The 15,263-nt window shown below is 42.3% G+C and carries 16 protein-coding genes and 2 pseudogenes; 8 read left to right on the forward strand and 10 right to left on the reverse strand.

The features are described 5' to 3' along the window. Window positions 1-226 (forward strand): annotated as a pseudogene (locus HWQ41_RS28550) (hypothetical protein); the annotation flags it as partial. Here the strand turns inward: HWQ41_RS28550 and HWQ41_RS28555 are convergent. Continuing rightward, window positions 189-890, reverse strand: coding sequence for an SOS response-associated peptidase (locus HWQ41_RS28555; protein WP_292770581.1), 702 nt, complete (start codon window positions 888-890; stop codon window positions 189-191). The pseudogene HWQ41_RS28550 and the gene HWQ41_RS28555 overlap by 38 nt on opposite strands. Before the next feature lie 197 nt (window positions 891-1,087). On the opposite strand from HWQ41_RS28555, the gene HWQ41_RS28560 reads away from it, so the two are divergent. Further along, window positions 1,088-1,699 (forward strand): glutathione S-transferase family protein, encoded by a 612-nt coding sequence (locus tag HWQ41_RS28560; RefSeq protein ID WP_292770583.1) that lies wholly within the window; start codon window positions 1,088-1,090, stop codon window positions 1,697-1,699. A gap of 147 nt (window positions 1,700-1,846) precedes the next feature. Here the strand turns inward: HWQ41_RS28560 and HWQ41_RS28565 are convergent, their stop codons facing one another. The 3 genes and pseudogenes from HWQ41_RS28565 to HWQ41_RS28575 all read right to left on the reverse strand — a co-directional run bounded on the left by HWQ41_RS28565 (window position 1,847) and on the right by HWQ41_RS28575 (window position 3,242). Then, entirely contained in the window at window positions 1,847-2,074 is a 228-nt protein-coding gene (locus HWQ41_RS28565; protein ID WP_292770585.1) for a DUF167 domain-containing protein, read from the reverse strand. Continuing rightward, window positions 2,052-2,469, reverse strand: a pseudogene (locus HWQ41_RS28570) (DUF2809 domain-containing protein). The gene HWQ41_RS28565 and the pseudogene HWQ41_RS28570 overlap by 23 nt, the downstream one beginning before the upstream one ends. A gap of 221 nt (window positions 2,470-2,690) precedes the next feature. After that, window positions 2,691-3,242, reverse strand: coding sequence for a DUF2231 domain-containing protein (locus tag HWQ41_RS28575; protein WP_292770587.1), 552 nt, complete (start codon window positions 3,240-3,242; stop codon window positions 2,691-2,693). 427 nt (window positions 3,243-3,669) lie between these two features. Here HWQ41_RS28575 and HWQ41_RS28580 point away from each other — a divergent pair, with 427 nt between their 5' ends. The 6 genes from HWQ41_RS28580 to HWQ41_RS28605 all read left to right on the forward strand — a co-directional run bounded on the left by HWQ41_RS28580 (window position 3,670) and on the right by HWQ41_RS28605 (window position 7,994). Further along, window positions 3,670-4,260 (forward strand): HD domain-containing protein, encoded by a 591-nt coding sequence (locus tag HWQ41_RS28580; protein ID WP_292770589.1) that lies wholly within the window; start codon window positions 3,670-3,672, stop codon window positions 4,258-4,260. 161 nt (window positions 4,261-4,421) lie between these two features. After that, window positions 4,422-4,958, forward strand: a complete 537-nt coding sequence (locus HWQ41_RS28585) for a hypothetical protein (RefSeq protein WP_292770591.1) — start codon at window positions 4,422-4,424, stop codon at window positions 4,956-4,958. A gap of 437 nt (window positions 4,959-5,395) precedes the next feature. Beyond that, complete coding sequence (locus HWQ41_RS28590; RefSeq protein WP_292770593.1) at window positions 5,396-6,229, forward strand: protein-glutamate O-methyltransferase CheR; 834 nt, start codon at window positions 5,396-5,398, stop codon at window positions 6,227-6,229. A gap of 139 nt (window positions 6,230-6,368) precedes the next feature. After that, complete coding sequence (locus tag HWQ41_RS28595) at window positions 6,369-6,662, forward strand: DUF433 domain-containing protein (RefSeq protein WP_292770595.1); 294 nt, start codon at window positions 6,369-6,371, stop codon at window positions 6,660-6,662. Further along, window positions 6,659-7,024, forward strand: a complete 366-nt coding sequence (locus HWQ41_RS28600; protein ID WP_292770597.1) for a DUF5615 family PIN-like protein — start codon at window positions 6,659-6,661, stop codon at window positions 7,022-7,024. The genes HWQ41_RS28595 and HWQ41_RS28600 overlap by 4 nt, the downstream gene beginning before the upstream one ends. 190 nt (window positions 7,025-7,214) lie before the next feature. Then, complete coding sequence (locus HWQ41_RS28605; protein WP_292770599.1) at window positions 7,215-7,994, forward strand: hypothetical protein; 780 nt, start codon at window positions 7,215-7,217, stop codon at window positions 7,992-7,994. A gap of 313 nt (window positions 7,995-8,307) precedes the next feature. Here HWQ41_RS28605 and HWQ41_RS28610 read toward each other — a convergent pair whose 3' ends face one another. The 6 genes from HWQ41_RS28610 to HWQ41_RS28635 all read right to left on the reverse strand — a co-directional run bounded on the left by HWQ41_RS28610 (window position 8,308) and on the right by HWQ41_RS28635 (window position 14,690). Next, window positions 8,308-9,195 (reverse strand): NAD(P)-dependent oxidoreductase, encoded by an 888-nt coding sequence (locus HWQ41_RS28610; RefSeq protein ID WP_292770601.1) that lies wholly within the window; start codon window positions 9,193-9,195, stop codon window positions 8,308-8,310. An 846-nt stretch (window positions 9,196-10,041) separates the two neighbouring features. Then, on the reverse strand, window positions 10,042-10,644 hold the full coding sequence (locus HWQ41_RS28615) for a heme-copper oxidase subunit III (protein WP_292770603.1): 603 nt from the start codon (window positions 10,642-10,644) through the stop codon (window positions 10,042-10,044). Between the two features lie 190 nt (window positions 10,645-10,834). Further along, the gene (gene ctaD / locus HWQ41_RS28620; protein ID WP_292770605.1) at window positions 10,835-12,526 is read right to left on the reverse strand and encodes a cytochrome c oxidase subunit I; all 1,692 of its coding nucleotides are present in this window, start codon (window positions 12,524-12,526) and stop codon (window positions 10,835-10,837) included. A gap of 14 nt (window positions 12,527-12,540) precedes the next feature. Continuing rightward, window positions 12,541-13,467 carry a cytochrome c oxidase subunit II gene (locus HWQ41_RS28625; protein WP_292770611.1) on the reverse strand — a complete coding sequence of 309 codons (927 nt, stop codon included), beginning with the start codon at window positions 13,465-13,467 and terminating at the stop codon, window positions 12,541-12,543. 108 nt (window positions 13,468-13,575) lie between these two features. Continuing rightward, entirely contained in the window at window positions 13,576-14,193 is a 618-nt protein-coding gene (locus HWQ41_RS28630) for a DUF2231 domain-containing protein (RefSeq protein WP_292770607.1), read from the reverse strand. Beyond that, on the reverse strand, window positions 14,190-14,690 hold the full coding sequence (locus tag HWQ41_RS28635) for a DUF2231 domain-containing protein (protein WP_292770609.1): 501 nt from the start codon (window positions 14,688-14,690) through the stop codon (window positions 14,190-14,192). Before HWQ41_RS28635 ends, HWQ41_RS28630 begins: the two co-directional genes overlap by 4 nt. Between the last annotated feature and the right edge of the window lie 573 nt (window positions 14,691-15,263).

Genomic DNA, 15,263 nt, shown 5'->3' on the forward strand with positions numbered 1-15,263 from the left:
GGCATGGGGCATGGGGCATTGGGCATTGGGTATGGGGCATTGGGCAATAATCAATAGTTTTTCTTCCCTTGTTCCCCATCTCCCTCATCTCGCCAATCCCTTAGCACACTCAATAGTTAATTTAACTGATTTGGGGGTGCATTATAGTATGTATACGCGCTATAAAGACTATCTAGCACACTCAATAGCTAATTTAACTGATTTGGGGGTGCATTCTTCTCACTAAGGGGTATGATGCATTGCGGACTATTATGGCGAGAGTTGTTCACGAAGGTGCTAACTGGATAGGCAGTCATTGCTGGCGCTGGATAGGGACGTAATAGCTGCTGTAGGGTTTGGGGCGTTTGCACTTGGGAATCTAGCCATAAATCGTAATCTTGTGGCTCTAAAATCACTGGCATCCGCTCGTGGATAGGTTGGAGTAATTCGTTAGCTGCCGTTGTCAAAATTGTACAAGAGATTATTTCTTCGTTAGCAGGCGAACGCCATTTCTCCCACAAACCTGCAAAGCCGAAGGGTTGGCCATCTTGAAGGCGAAAATAAAACGGCTGCTTTTTGCCTTGTTGGCGTTGCCACTCATAAAAGCCATCAGCTAGCACTAAACAGCGTCTGTGTTTAAAAGCCGAACGAAAAGCGGGTTTTTCGGCAACAGTTTCTGCCCTAGCGTTAATCAGCTTTGCCCCCATTCCTGTATCTTTTGCCCATGACGGAATTAATCCCCAATGCAACTGCTTAAATTCACGCTTTTCGCTTTCGGGATTTTGTAACACTGTTGCCACCATTTGCGTAGGCGCGATGTTATATTCTGCTGCTAAATCCGCAACTGGCTCAACTTGGAAAACTTGAGCTAAACTTGCTCCCGACTGGTTTAGAGTAAATCTTCCACACATACTTTTATTCTCGACCACTGACTAAATTAAACGTCTCAATCTAGAAATAAATAATACTTTTTTTATTTTATCGAATGATTTTATCTAGTACTCAGAAGCTAAATATAAAAACAATTATCCGGTTTTGGGAAAATATTTTGGTAAAATGTTGTATTTTGAACCTTCACTTATCAACATATTCCTAACTCAATTCTAGCATGGAACTACTGCGTTTGTACGATTTTTTACCTTCTGGCAATGGTTATAAGATACGTCTTTTATTGACACAACTAGGTATACCTTTTGAGAGGGTAGAGCTTAACATCTTGAAAGGCGAGACTCGAACACCAGAATTTTTAAGTAAAAATCCTAACGGTAAGATACCCGTTCTGGAAATTAAGCCAGGGAAATACTTGGCAGAATCAAATGCCATATTGGTGTATCTGAGTGAATGCACAGAATTTTTACCCTATGATCGATTTTTACGAGCGCAGGTGCTGCAATGGTTATGTTTTGAACAGTATAGCCATGAACCTTTTATTGCTGCATCAAGATTTTTGATTTCTATTTTAGGTAAAACTGAAGAATATAGTGAAGCTATCAAGCAAAAATGTGAACCAGGTTATGCAGCACTTAACTTGATGGAAAAACACTTAACTTCTCACACTTTTTTTGTGGGAGGGCGTTACACGATCGCTGATATCGCCTTGTTCGCTTATACTCATGTAGCTGATGAAGGTGGATTTGATTTAACACAATTTGCTGCTATCCAAGCTTGGATAGAAAAAGTCAAAGCTCAACCCAGATATATCAGTATTACACAAGCTTAAACAATTCATAATTAAAAATGAATACAGCGTAAGCGTTTCATGGTTACTCAGCAGTTCGGCAAAGCTCACTGTAAGACTTGCCGTTGGCGCAGCCTCTCCAAGAGTTGTATTGATTTGAAATCGGTGGTCTATTTACGCCGTGTTGTACTAAATATCTGTATCAATTTCTATCAGCTTTTGCCGAGAGGACAAACCTAACTTAATTCTGATATGAGATTTGCTTAGATCAAATTTCTCTGCTAGTAGTTTAATTAACTCTTCATTCGCCTTACCATCAACTGGGGGCGATTTTAAATACACAATCAGACTGCCATCAGGTTGTTCTTCAATCTTTTGCTGTTTTGAATTAGGTTTAACCTTGACTTTTTTTTGCATAACCTATTCCGTATAATTGTCGCAGCCACAACCAACCTAAAACAGAACCCAATACATAATGAGGAAAATCCCACCAAACAAAGGTAAGTACCAAGTAACAATTTACCTATCAAGGTGGCGCGAATCTCCTCTAATAGTGGCGGATGCCAAAGTTGCAAGAATTCTAGTATACAAGTGATGACAAAAACCCATATCGGAATTTGGATTACCGCCGCCTGACTTCTGAAAAACCAAAATGCGAATAGACACTAAAATATTTCATAAAATATAGCGGCTCCGTAGTCATTAAACCACTCATGGGCAGCCCCAGTGTAATACTTAAACAAAAAGCCCATCGGTACAATGATGAGCACAGAAAGAATAATAAATATTGTTTGGTTACGGTTTTGGCGCATTTTCTCAGAGCTTAGAGACTAAGCAAAATTTTAGCCTCTGCACCGCTATTTGAAAATCTTGTTTTTAGGTTCTAGGGCCATATCGGCTGTGTTGCTTGTAGAGGAGGCGGAGCCTCTGAATGGGCATTCCCAGTCAGAGACTGGGAACGAGGTATTTTAAATTACGAATTACGAACTTGTACTGAGCGCAGCCGAAGTATTACGAGTTACGAATTATTTGGTTATGGATATCTTCTGCTACCAGCACCCACTACACCGATTTTGTGGCGATAAGAGAGTTCGGCACCGAACCAGCCGGAAATGCTAACCAGCGTACCGACAATCAGCGAGAGTAAGAGTCCCCAAGGTACTATTCGGGATTCAGCATCGCCCAAACGCAGGAGAAAGTTGACGAGTGATAAAACTAGTAGAGAAACGTTAAGTATCAAATGCGCCCAACCGGCGGTGCGCTTGCGAACTCGTTCAATTTTCAAAAAGTCGCTGAGGCCGATCGCTGCTGCCAGAATGCCCCCAGCTAATCCGAGTCCGATTAACCATAGCGAAGCCCTAGCCCAAAAGAAATCATGAGTTAACCAGTAGCCGATGTCACTTCCCAAAGCGGCGGCTAAGAAGGCTATGGGAAAGATCACACTCAGGGGGTGTAGGGGATGTCCTGCGATCGCAACTGTGCTAGGTACGCCGCTATCACGATACTCACTATCGTTACTTTCAATAACTGGTGGAATATTTGGGAAAGGTGTTGAACTTGTTGGCGTTGTTTCTGTAGTTTCCATTATTAGTATCCTGAATTTATTAGCGTCCTATTTTTAAGCTGTAAATAGCATATTTTGATTCACATTAATAAACTATTATCAAAATTTTATCTATCTGGCGATGGAATATAGATTTAAATTTTGTCTATCTAAAAGTAGAATTACATTATTTATAAATAATCAAAAATTTTGCTTTTCTATCCAGAGTTTTTAAGGCGTATATGCAGAACGTTGTCGTCAGATATCACTCAAAAGAAAGATTGAATATATAAAAGAATTTAGTAGTTATATTGTTTATTTATGAACTTTCGCTAAAATCTGTTTAATAAAAAAAGTTCGCAGCCTAATTTAGAATCGAATTTTGGTTTGGCGCATCGTCATATCAGGTTTGTTATAAAATTGACACAAACCCTTGATGAGGTAGAGTTCTCTTAACTCATTTTATACAATGCTCTCAGAACGTTTTACCGCAGCCCTCACCTACGCTACCCAACTGCACGCCAACCAAGTTCGTAAAGGTTCAGGTGTTCCTTACATTGCCCATTTATTAGGTGTCGCCAGTATTGCTTTAGAATACGGGGCAAATGAAGATGAAGCGATCGCCGCCCTCTTACACGATGCGATCGAAGACCAAGGTGGCGCTGCAACCCGGTCAGAAATTCGCCACCGCTTTGGTGATAATGTAACGGCAATTGTCGATGGTTGTACTGACACTGATACAACTCCAAAACCGCCTTGGCGACAGCGCAAGGAGGCATACATTGCTCATATTCCTACCGCTTCCCCATCAGTACTGCTCGTGTCATTAGCGGATAAACTTTACAACGCCCAGTCTATTCTCAAAGATTATCGTGTTTTGGGCGAATCAGTTTGGGAACGTTTTCAGGGGCGTAAAGAAGGAACTCTTTGGTATTATCGGGCGCTTGTGGATGCCTTCAAGAAGACTGGAACTACTGTAATTATTGAGGAATTAGAACGAGTAGTTGCACAAATTGAGGTATTAGCATCTCCAGAAAAAATTTTATTTCCCCAAAAGTAAATAAAAGATTCATGGGAACTAGACAAATAGCCTTTTTACAGACACGATATAGTCATGTGTCTCACAAACAAATTTTGGCTTTTAGATTCTCTCTCTAGATAAAAAATCTTTCTCTCGGTAGATAGGTGTACTTACATTATTATGGCTGCTATGTTACCAATATGACGATAGTAAGACAAAACACCCTAAATACAACCGTAAGTCCTTCAGCAAGTCCTCCAGAAAACTTGGCAGAAAAGTATAAGGAAGCAGAGCGGATGCATGATGTTCTGCTTTTACTGCAAAACTTGATTAACAGTGAAGAAGCCACTGTGAAACTAATTCTGGATTGTCTCTATGATGTTGGTTCAGTCAATCTGATCAATCAAAAGCTTCGCTTGAAGCCCCTAAATAGGTTGATGAAATTAATTGCTCGAATGTCAAAACCAGTTTTTAAAACCTTAGCTTTAAATTGGTTTAAAAAGAACTGTCCCCAACTGATTACTAATTGGCTACACACGCAGGTCTCTTTTGCAAAACCCCAAAATACACCCCAACAAGTAGCTATCGAAGTTGTACAACTGGAACCATATTCCATACCACAGAGAGAAAGTCTGAGCCAAGAGATTAAAAATCTGCGCTACCAGGTCAGATGGCTAGCTGGGATTTCAATAACAGCGATCGCTATTTTAGTAGTAACAGCGACTTGGTTAAATTGAAACCCATAAGTAGCAGCGCAATCAAATTTAATTGATTCAGCAAGCTATTTTAGGCGTAAAATTTACTTGGGTTTTAGAGCAAGATTAAATTGTTTGTGAACATCTTCTCTATTTCTATCTTCGGGTGCCTCTGCTGCACGTAGCTTACTTCTTTGCAGGAGTACCTCTTCTTTGTGTAGTTAAAGTGCCTTTGCTGTGCGTAGCTCACTTCACCGTAGGAGTACGCTTGTGGTGATCATTATTTTTGTTGATGACGTATCTAATAATTCTTCTATGAGTAAATAATTATTAATTTCTAATCCCTAAATGATGCTAAAGAGCAACTAAATTGATTTATGGAAATTACCCAAAGTCCAGCATCATTATTTCAAAAATCCCATTCATGCCTGGGGTAATAATTATGAATTATGAATTATTAATTATGAATTATAAATATTATGGCTTTGCCCAAACCGACCTTGGAGGACATCGAAATACATCTGCTTTTGGAAGGACTGTATCAGTACTACGGTTATGACTTTCGTGATTATGCTCTTTCCTCACTCAAGCGCCGCATTCAGAGCTTCATGAACTTAGAGGGGTTAGCAAATGTTTCGGCATTGCAAGAACGGTTACTCCATAACCGTGCCTATTTGGAACGATTTTTGCTTGCTCTGACGGTGAATGTAACATCCATGTTTCGTGATCCCAGCTTTTATAACACCTTCAGAAATCAAGTTATCCCCTTCTTGCAAACCTATCCGTTTATTCGCATCTGGCACGCTGGATGTTCAACTGGTGAAGAAGTTTACTCAATGGCAATTTTACTGCAAGAAGAAGGACTTTACCACCGTTGCCGCATATATGCCACTGATACGAACGAGAAGGTATTACAAAATGCCAAAAGTGGGATTTTCTCTCTGAAACTGATGCAGGAATATACTCACCTTTATCTAAAAGCAGGCGGCAAGAAGTCTTTCTCAGAATATTATACAGCAGCTTATGATAACGCGATTTTTCGAGCATCTCTAAGAGAAAACGTTGTTTTCGCGCAACATAATTTAGCAACTGACAGTTCTTTTAATGAGTTTAATGTTATCCTTTGTCGTAACGTCCTCATATATTTCAATCAGGTACTTCAAAAGCGGGTACACGAACTGTTTTATAATAGCCTCTGCACCTTTGGCATCTTGGGTTTAGGAAGACAAGAATCCATCAGGTTCACGCCTTATGAGCAATACTATGAGGAGATAATCAAAGGTGAGAAAATATATAAGAAAATTGGGGTGTAGTAGGACAGCTATATTTTAAACTGCTCTAGGCGATCGCTGATCGCCTTTTGCCAAATTTTGACCTACCCATTCCTTCGCCCTCTTGCGATCAGATTAAGCTACGATCCTTATAAAAGCATTGAGTGTAGAGGAAAACACTTTGGCTGTAGCAGTTAACATTGGTAGTTTGATTGACTCTCATCCTGGAATTCATGGGGGTACTCCTTTGATTGCAGGCACAGGAGTTACCGTTCGTCGAATTGCAATTTGGCATAACGGGGGTCATAGCATAGAAGAAATTGCCCATGAAATAGGGCATTTAAACTTGGCGCAGGTTTATGCGGCATTAACCCATTACTACGCCAACAAAAATGAAATCGATGTGGACATTGCAGCAGATGAAGCTGAATATGATCGCCTCCTAGCCTTGCACAGATATAGCAAACAATCGTGAGTCAAATTCGTCTGTATACCGACGAGGATTCTAACCGTCGGGCAATTGTGCAGGCTTTAAGAGAGAGGGGCATAAATGTAATGACGAGCTTGGAGGCAAATCGATTAAGATACCCCGATGACGAGCAGCTTATATGGGCGACAGAGCAAGGCAGGGTGATATACAGCGGCAATGTCCGAGACTTTTACCGTTTGCACACCGAGTTTGTTACACGCGGACAACCTCATGCAGGTATACTGCTGATGCAGCAACAGCGGTTTTCAGTGGGTGAGCAGATACGTGGAATCTTGGCGCTGTTGGCAACAAAATCAGCCGAGCAGATGCACAATCAAGTTGAATTTCTCAGTGATTGGCTTGATTGAAGTGCCAGAAACTTGCAGAATGTTGATTTGGATCTGTGCTTTTCTGTAAATGCTAGATTGACTTTTCGGCCTTGACAGTAGATATCGCTGTCAAAAGACAGTCTGTCATACATTTTTAATTGTGTTTAGAAGATATACTTGGCGATCGCTTACGGTAAATTACAGATTAAAGTCTTAAAGGAGATTGTCGATGCAACTTCTCGAATGTCCTCCTGTTGCAGTCATTGCTGGAGAAAATGCGGTTCACGTTTCTCAACTACCTTCTACATGGCAAGACATTGCTAGAGGAAGCGCGAGTGTTGGACTTGACCATCCCCAAAGCTATGTTGAGATGGCACAGTTGTTCTTATACAAATTAGAGCATGGTGATGTTGACTTGTTTAGCGATCGCCCCCAACTAGCTCACTTGATACCCTCATTTTCGCAGCTATTTACCCAACTGGCATGGGAAACTCTAGAGTTTTTTGGGCAGGACTTTCTCAAACACAGCTATCCGAACTTTGCAGAAATTCTCCGTGATGTGGAGTCAAAGGGTACAGAGTATGCTAATGAAGTAAAAGTGGCTCGCATTGGTATAGATTTGTTTAACGAGTTTGGTTATGAACTACCTGCCAGCTTCTATCATGTGCATCTAGCACCAATTTACCGCGATCATGTTTTTGAAGAACGTGCCTTACGATTTGATCAGCGCGATATCGAACACAAACGTGCTTGGGATGCCATACTCCATGCAGGTAAGGTGTTTGCTATTCAGATGAAGGTGCAAAGTATTGCTTCTAAATACGGTTTTACTTATCAACACGGCTGCGGTTGCAACTCTCATCTATCTTCCATTGATGTATCTCGTGGGGCCTTTGAATATGAATTGAGTCCCGAAAAGCGTCAGCGATGGATTCGCAGTTTTATTTGGACTGCTTGGTATGAGTATGCCTTCTTTGCGATCGTGCCGAACACAAGTTATTTAGTTTGACAAAGAAGTAGACGGGAGCATCTCAGTTTTGCAAATGTACCCTAAATCGACCCCCCTTAGTCCCTCTTTGCTAAGGGGTGAAACGAGATTTCTGCTCCCTCTCCTTACTAAGGAGAGGGTTGGGGTGAGGTTTAAAGAGCTTTCTAGGAAAGTGAGATGCTCCCAAGTAGACTGCATCGAGAAAATGGATCAAGCGAGTTCAAAATGATTACAACAGATGGAGTACCAAAAGAGTTTAGCAGGAACTCTTTCTCTGCCAGACGCTATGCGTAGCTTGCTTAAGAGCAGGGGTAGAGGTGAGGCTCCTTTGGAGTTATGATTCAACAGTTACTCCAGCTTCTAACTCCAAAGCTTTGATCAGAGCAGATGCATTTTCTTCCCCCCATCCTTGATTGACAGCCACCTTAAGTGTTTCTCGTACCATTGCGGCAGCAGGCGTTGGAGAATTCAAATCTTGGGCGAATCGAGCGATTAAATTGGCGTCTTTAAGCATATGTTTTAAGGCAAAACTCGGTGTAAAATCACGATTCACCAGCATCTTACCTATGCCATCAAAAAGCGGAGAGCGAAAATCCACCACATGCAATACATCAAGAACGTCTTTCGGATTTAGTCCGGCTTTAGTCGCCAGAATTATCGCTTCCCCTAACGCTTCGATTTGGGTTGCCACAAGTGAGTTACCGACGAGTTTCATCGCAGCTCCTTTGCCAGTGTCACCCAGGTAATGTATGGTTTCGCTTAACGGTGACAAAATCGGTTTGACTCGCTCAAATACGTCTCGTTTACCACCGACTACAAACCACAATCCTCCAGATGCAGATTCGTTTTTACTGCCGAAAACGGGAGCATCCAGAAATTCAACATCCTTTTCGGCATAAGCTGCGGCTTCTCTTCGGGATGTGTCGGGATGAACTGTACTCGTATCGATCGCAATTTGTCCCGAGCGCACTTTCGATAAAATGCCATCTTGTCCAAAGACAACATTTTCAACCGCCTGATCATCCGCCAACGAATACATGATCACTTCAGCATTTTCCACAGATTGTGCTGGTGTTTGTGCTTGTGTTGCACCTTGTTCAATCAGAGGTTTACAGGATTCTGGGTTACGGTTCCAAACTGTGACATCGTAGCCCGCTTTGAGCAAGTTGGTTGCCATGCCACTGCCCATAATACCTAGTCCTAAATACGCAATGCGTTCCATGATGTTGCCTTCAGAAGGAAGTTTGTAGCTATGTTTTTGGCGTACACAAAGCGTACTCGAAGTCAGCCTGTTTGTACCCTCCCCTTACATTACTGAAGCTTGGAGTATAAATTCATCTTCCAATCGAGAGACTCAGCAGCGATGCCTGCGGCTGGCTAAGCCTACGAAACAGGAATATCACAGGACTTACGCATTTCACAAAATCATTAAGCCGCCCTATCACCAGAGCGGACTAAATTAACTCAATACCAACAATACCTTTGCCAAAAACAGAGGTAGTCTAACTTTTGCCGAAACAGCCCAAGACAAGGGTGTGCTTAATTATTAGGCAAAACATATAACCCTCACCCAGACATACAGGACAGTCAAAATTACTTCCACAAAAACCATAAAGGATTTTATTGACTCAGTTTTTTGCCTGATGGCAAAAAGAGATTAATTATTTTTTGATCGTAAATAGACCATGCTGTAGGGGTTTAGCAATGCTAAACCCCTACGAAAGATGTGGTTATTCACGTTACACATATTTACTATTTATTGTCAATGCGTAAGTCCTGCAAAATATAAATAAAAGATAATTTATTTATGGAAGTACTTCACAAAAATGCACAAGTTATAGTACGAAGTACAGCTTTGCCTAAGTTCATAGCGAATAGACTCAAACAAACTTTGCGTTCCTCTGCGCTATATTTTGCGCCCCTGGAGCGTTTAAACTTAAACCCTCAATCGTCCACGAATTTATAATAATGAAACCACAGATAAACAAAGATGCACACCGATGAATAATCTGTGTGCATCTGTGATTCTAAATATCGTTAGACTGTATTCTCACAAAAAGTCTAATCTTTACTGCCAAACGTAGATCAGGATAAACAAAATAATCCAGATAACATCGACGAAATGCCAAAACAACGAGGTTGCATTGACGCCAAAGTGACCTGTATCATAATTGCCAGGTATGAAAGAACGTACCAAAATTATCAACTGCAACAGAATACCTGTGAAAACGTGCAAACCGTGGAAGCCTGTTAGTAGATAGAATGTACTACCAAATACCCCGGAGGTGAAACCAAAGGTGAGGCCGTTCCATTCAATCGCCTGTCCAACCAAAAAGTAAGTTCCCATCGCCATTGTTGCCAAGAGAAACAGGCGAAATTTCACTAAGTCATGGCGTTGAAGGGCGCGTTCTGCTAAGTAAATTACAAAGCTACTGGCGACGAGAATGACTGTGTTAATTGCCGGTTCTTTTACTTCTAGTCCAGAAACACCAGTTGGTAGCCAGTTAGGAGTTGTTGTTTTGTAGATTGCATATCCGGCGAAAAAACTTAAAAAGATAACGCTTTCGGACAGTAGGAAGACAATGAAGCCAAACATTTTGTTGCCTTCTTCGTCGTGGCTGTGTTCTGCGCTTGTCTGGTGCAAATCATTTGAATTGATATAACTGTCCATTAGTGGAATTCTCCTTTACCTTGCAGACTGCGATGTGTAATTGCCTCATTCCCTCGTTCCCAACCAGAGGCTGGGAATGCCCACAGGAGGGCTGCCGCCTTTCTTACTCGCGGCAGCAGCCCAATGAAGAGGATTGCCAGGTTCTACCTGGAAACGAGATTTTAAAAGGGTTTTGGTTCCCAAATAAAAGTCAGTCTGCGCTTGTCAATGTTGAGTGACTGTTTTCGCGTAGATTAGCTGTCAACGGTTCTGATTTGCCGTAGCCGTAGGGTTCAGAGATGATGATGGGAATTTCTTCAAAGTTTTCTACTGGAGGGGGTGAAGAAACTAACCACTCTAATCCAATTGCCCGCCAAGGATTATCAGGTGCTTTCTCGCCTTGCATCCAAGAAATCACCATGTTGAAAATGAAGGGCAAGGTGGACATTCCTAAGAGAAATCCACCGAGGCTAGCGATGACATTCCAGAATTGATACTCTGGGGCGTAGGAAGCAACTCGGCGTAACATCCCTTGCAATCCTAAGGGGTGCATGGGCAAAAAGTTGAGGTTGGTGCCGATGAAGGCTAACCAGAAGTGGATTTTACCCCAGCTTTCGGAGTACATCCGCCCGGTCATTTTGGGGAACCAGTGGTAGATGGCAGCAAATAAGCCCATCGTCACTGTGCCGTAGAGGACGTAGTGGAAGTGTCCTACTACAAAGTAGGTATTGTTAACGTGGACATCAACCGGCACGGAGGAAAGCATGATGCCTGTGATTCCTGCGAAGACAAACATGATTAATCCGCCCAAAGCAAATAGCATGGGGGTATTTAGCCGCAGTTTACCGCCCCAAATAGTTGCTACCCAAGCAAATACTTTAATTCCCGTGGGGACAGATACAAACATTGTCGTCAGCATGAAAATCAACCGCATCCAGCCTGATGTACCACTGACGTACATGTGGTGTACCCAAACAATGCCGCTCACTCCTGCAATCAAGATGGATGAAATAGCGACTACTTTGTAACCAAATAGAGGTTTACGTGAATAAACCGGGAAGATTTCCGAGAAAATCGCGAAAACGGGCAAAATAATCACGTAAACAGCGGGGTGGGAGTAGAACCAGAAGTAGTGCTGGAACATAACTGGATTCCCACCCTTGCTAGGGTCAAAAAAGGCGGTGCCAACTGTGAGGTCAAGTAGCAGCATCACCGCACCTGCTGTCAGTGCAGGTAGTCCGAATAGTTGGATAATCTGGGCGCTAAATACTCCCCAGACAAACAAGGGCATCCGAAAGAAGCCCATTCCTGGGGCCCGCATCTTCACGATTGTGGTGACAAAGTTCACTGCTCCCATAATTGAGGATACGCCGGATATTGCCACCGCTAAGAGCCAGAGAACTTGACCATTAATTAAGTTACCTGTGGGATTCTGGAGACTGACGGGCGGGTAAGACCACCAACCGGCTTGGGCTGGGCCACCAGGGACTAAGAAGCTAGCCATCAGCAGAATTCCGACTACTGGCACCATCCAAAAGGCAACGGCATTTAGGCGGGGAAATGCCATATCTCGCGCCCCAATCATTAGTGGCACTAAATAATTAGCAAAACCAACCAGTGAGGGAAATGTCCACAAAAACAGCATCACAGTGCCGTGCATGGTGAACATCCCGTTATAGACGGTGCGATCGACTAAATCTGATTCGGGTGTTAGCAGTTCTCCCCGCATCACCATCGCAAAGATTCCGCCGACGAGAAAGAAGAAGAAGGAGGTAACGAGATACTGGATACCAATAACTTTATGGTCAGTACTAAAGCTGAAGTATTCTTTCCAGTTACCCGAAGATTCGTGTTTGGGCTTCTCGTTAGGGAGAAGGATACCTTCAATCGGAACATTAGTCATCGGTTACTTTCCTTTCAACCAGGAGAATTGACTAGAGGAGGTGCAGCAGGTGGAACTGTTACCCAACCAGTTTTGACTGATTGATGGGATGTTTGAGCATACTCAGAAGCTGCTTGATTATTTGCTGGAGATGGCTTTTGGGTTGCAGCTTGTGCTAGCCACTGCTGATAATCTTCAGGAGATTCGACGACTACATTCGCTTGCATCGTCGCAAAATATGTGCCGCTATATTGGGAATCGGTCAATCGGTATTGTCCGGGGCGGATAGGAGTAAATTCAAAGTCGATCGCATGGTTGGGAATAATATCCTGCTTGAGGCGAAATGCAGGTATATAGAAGCCGTGGAGAACGTCTTGCGATCGCAGCGCTAAACGTACCCGGCGATCGCGAGGTAAATGCAATTCGGTACTGGTAACATCTGTCTCTGGGTAATGAAAAACCCACGCCCACTGTTTGGCCAGTACGTCGATTTTTTCAACGGGTTCTGCTAAGGCGTTAGCTGGTAAATCTTTTGGTTCTGCATGAGCCGATTCCATTCTCAGTGGATTATGCAGGTGAACTAATTCTGATGGGCCTTGAATCCCCATTTGTTCGTAAACTTGGTAGCTGTAGCCCGCAATCCAAAACACTAACAGAATTGGGATTGCTGTCCAGACAACTTCTAAGGTGATATTACCTTCAATTGGGGGGCCGTCGGTAAAGTCATCTTTGACTGCCCGATGGAAGATCACAGAATACATCAGAGTACTTGTTACTCCCAAGAAGATGAAGGCACCGAGGGTTACTAAGAAGCTAATCAAATCATCAATTAGTTGGGATTCGGCCGCTGCTTGGGGAGGAAGCCAGGAGTAAGCCTGCTTGCCGATCCAGAGACTCATAGCAGTCACTGCGATCGCGCCTGTAAGCAGCGTCAAAATATTTAAAATCTTCTGGATTTTCATGGTCATTGGGTATTGGGCATTGGTCATTAGTCATTGGTCATTGGTCATTAGTCATTGGTTAATAACTTTAAATAAATGACAAAGGACAAAGGACAATTGACTAATGACTCATTTGAGTGTTGTGTTGAGGTCTTGGTGCGATCGCAGCAAATTATCTGCTGTATTGTGTACGCCAAATTCGGTGGCTAGTTGCGCTCCTAGTGTGCCGTGGATGTACATAATGAACATGATTGCTATGCCTGCGAACAGATAGATCCATTGCACTTCTCTATCTGTCTGTTTATATGCTTGTTTGCCCCAAACGAAGCGTTGCCATCCTCTCCAGATGGTCATGCCAACAATCAGCGCTAATAAGAACACACCGGCCATACCATGCCAAAGCATAGTTTCCATTGCCTGCAATCCCCAGGCACTTTTCATATCAGCTGGTGGTGTTGCCAACAGCATTTCGTAAAAGCCTGCTGCCACCGTGAAAAATGTAATGATGCTGCAAGCTAGCATGTTGTACCAGCCAACATCAAATAAGTTGTCACGTTCCACAGTAATTGCCAAAAATTTGAAGACCCATTTTTCAAAGGGGAACAAAACACCAACGATATCAAAGGTCATCCCAATGATGAACAAACCTATTGTCAGATGGACTAAGTTGGGATGAATGGGAATTGTGTAAGGTAATCCGTTTGCGCCTAGAGAGCGGGTCAATTGGTCAATCAGTTCTGAGTTCATCGCAACAGACCATCCTTTACTGCTTCCACAACTGGCACTGTATGCAATCCATACACCCAAACAAGTTCATCTCCGAGATATACTTGCAAGCCAACTATCAAAGTTAAAACTAGTCCGGCTCCCAAATAATAAATTGGTACTTTTTGCGGGTTACGGGCACGAATTACATAGCGCCAAGCTGTAATCGCCGTGATGATTCCCGAAAGCGACCAACCAATCAGCGTATGCAAATTCAGCACCGATTTAGCTAGGCTGTAAGGTTGTGCTAAACCCGCTTCAAACTGACCAAAAATGATCGCGACGAAGATGGCGATCGTGGCAACTAACATATTCCACCAACTCACCTCAAAAAGACTGGCTTTACCAGTAAAATAGCCAACTACATCACAGAAAAAGGAAAACAATACCATCGCAATTACGAAGTGGACAACGATGGGATGAATCGTATCTGGATAGGGTAAATTATGGTCGTTCAAAGATGTAAAATACTCAAGCATTGTCTTCTCCTGGACATATTTACCGCACTTTGGTCAAACTTCAATGATTGATGGATACTCACTAATCTCACCACAAGTATCCATCCATAATTGACTAGAATCTGTTCAATATCTGCGCGGTGCAATACGCTTAATCATGTCTTAGCTTTTTGTAGCCAAATCTGGTAAACTTGCCTACAGTGAATAAATTTGGTTGCGATTAATTTCCTCATGTTCATAGTCTGCAACAGCAATTTTTGATGTAGCTAAACCAAATCGCTGTCGTTTGTTGATTTGCCTAATCTATCTTTTAGCTTAGGTAAATTTTTATGAATTGTCAAAACAATAATAATTAAAATTTTAAAAGTTAGTTATTTAGCAAAAAAATATTTCCATAATGTATCTATTCCTGCATTATATAAAATACAAAAAAACCTAAATATAATATTTGTCTGTCAAGAATTTCACAATGATAAAATATTTAATTGTAATGCAAATGACAAAAATATATAATCTTCAGTAGTTGGTACATAGGGTTTCCTAATAAGAATGAGGTACAGCTTAACCTCACCCCGATAAAGCTGTGCTTTATCT

The organism is Nostoc sp. NOS(2021) (assembly GCF_017115025.1).
Lineage (GTDB): Bacteria > Cyanobacteriota > Cyanobacteriia > Cyanobacteriales > Nostocaceae > Nostoc.

Excerpts from the sequence above, each read along its gene's own strand:
- HWQ41_RS28555 (WP_292770581.1), bottom strand. The coding sequence starts at position 890 with ATGTGTGGAAGATTTACTCTAAACCAGTCGGGAGCAAGTTTAGCTCAA.
- HWQ41_RS28560 (WP_292770583.1), top strand. The coding sequence starts at position 1,088 with ATGGAACTACTGCGTTTGTACGATTTTTTACCTTCTGGCAATGGTTAT.
- HWQ41_RS28565 (WP_292770585.1), bottom strand. The coding sequence starts at position 2,074 with ATGCAAAAAAAAGTCAAGGTTAAACCTAATTCAAAACAGCAAAAGATT.
- HWQ41_RS28575 (WP_292770587.1), bottom strand. The coding sequence starts at position 3,242 with ATGGAAACTACAGAAACAACGCCAACAAGTTCAACACCTTTCCCAAAT.
- HWQ41_RS28580 (WP_292770589.1), top strand. The coding sequence starts at position 3,670 with ATGCTCTCAGAACGTTTTACCGCAGCCCTCACCTACGCTACCCAACTG.
- HWQ41_RS28585 (WP_292770591.1), top strand. The coding sequence starts at position 4,422 with ATGACGATAGTAAGACAAAACACCCTAAATACAACCGTAAGTCCTTCA.
- HWQ41_RS28590 (WP_292770593.1), top strand. The coding sequence starts at position 5,396 with ATGGCTTTGCCCAAACCGACCTTGGAGGACATCGAAATACATCTGCTT.
- HWQ41_RS28605 (WP_292770599.1), top strand. The coding sequence starts at position 7,215 with ATGCAACTTCTCGAATGTCCTCCTGTTGCAGTCATTGCTGGAGAAAAT.
- HWQ41_RS28610 (WP_292770601.1), bottom strand. The coding sequence starts at position 9,195 with ATGGAACGCATTGCGTATTTAGGACTAGGTATTATGGGCAGTGGCATG.
- HWQ41_RS28615 (WP_292770603.1), bottom strand. The coding sequence starts at position 10,644 with ATGGACAGTTATATCAATTCAAATGATTTGCACCAGACAAGCGCAGAA.
- ctaD (WP_292770605.1), bottom strand. The coding sequence starts at position 12,526 with ATGACTAATGTTCCGATTGAAGGTATCCTTCTCCCTAACGAGAAGCCC.
- HWQ41_RS28625 (WP_292770611.1), bottom strand. The coding sequence starts at position 13,467 with ATGAAAATCCAGAAGATTTTAAATATTTTGACGCTGCTTACAGGCGCG.
- HWQ41_RS28630 (WP_292770607.1), bottom strand. The coding sequence starts at position 14,193 with ATGAACTCAGAACTGATTGACCAATTGACCCGCTCTCTAGGCGCAAAC.
- HWQ41_RS28635 (WP_292770609.1), bottom strand. The coding sequence starts at position 14,690 with ATGCTTGAGTATTTTACATCTTTGAACGACCATAATTTACCCTATCCA.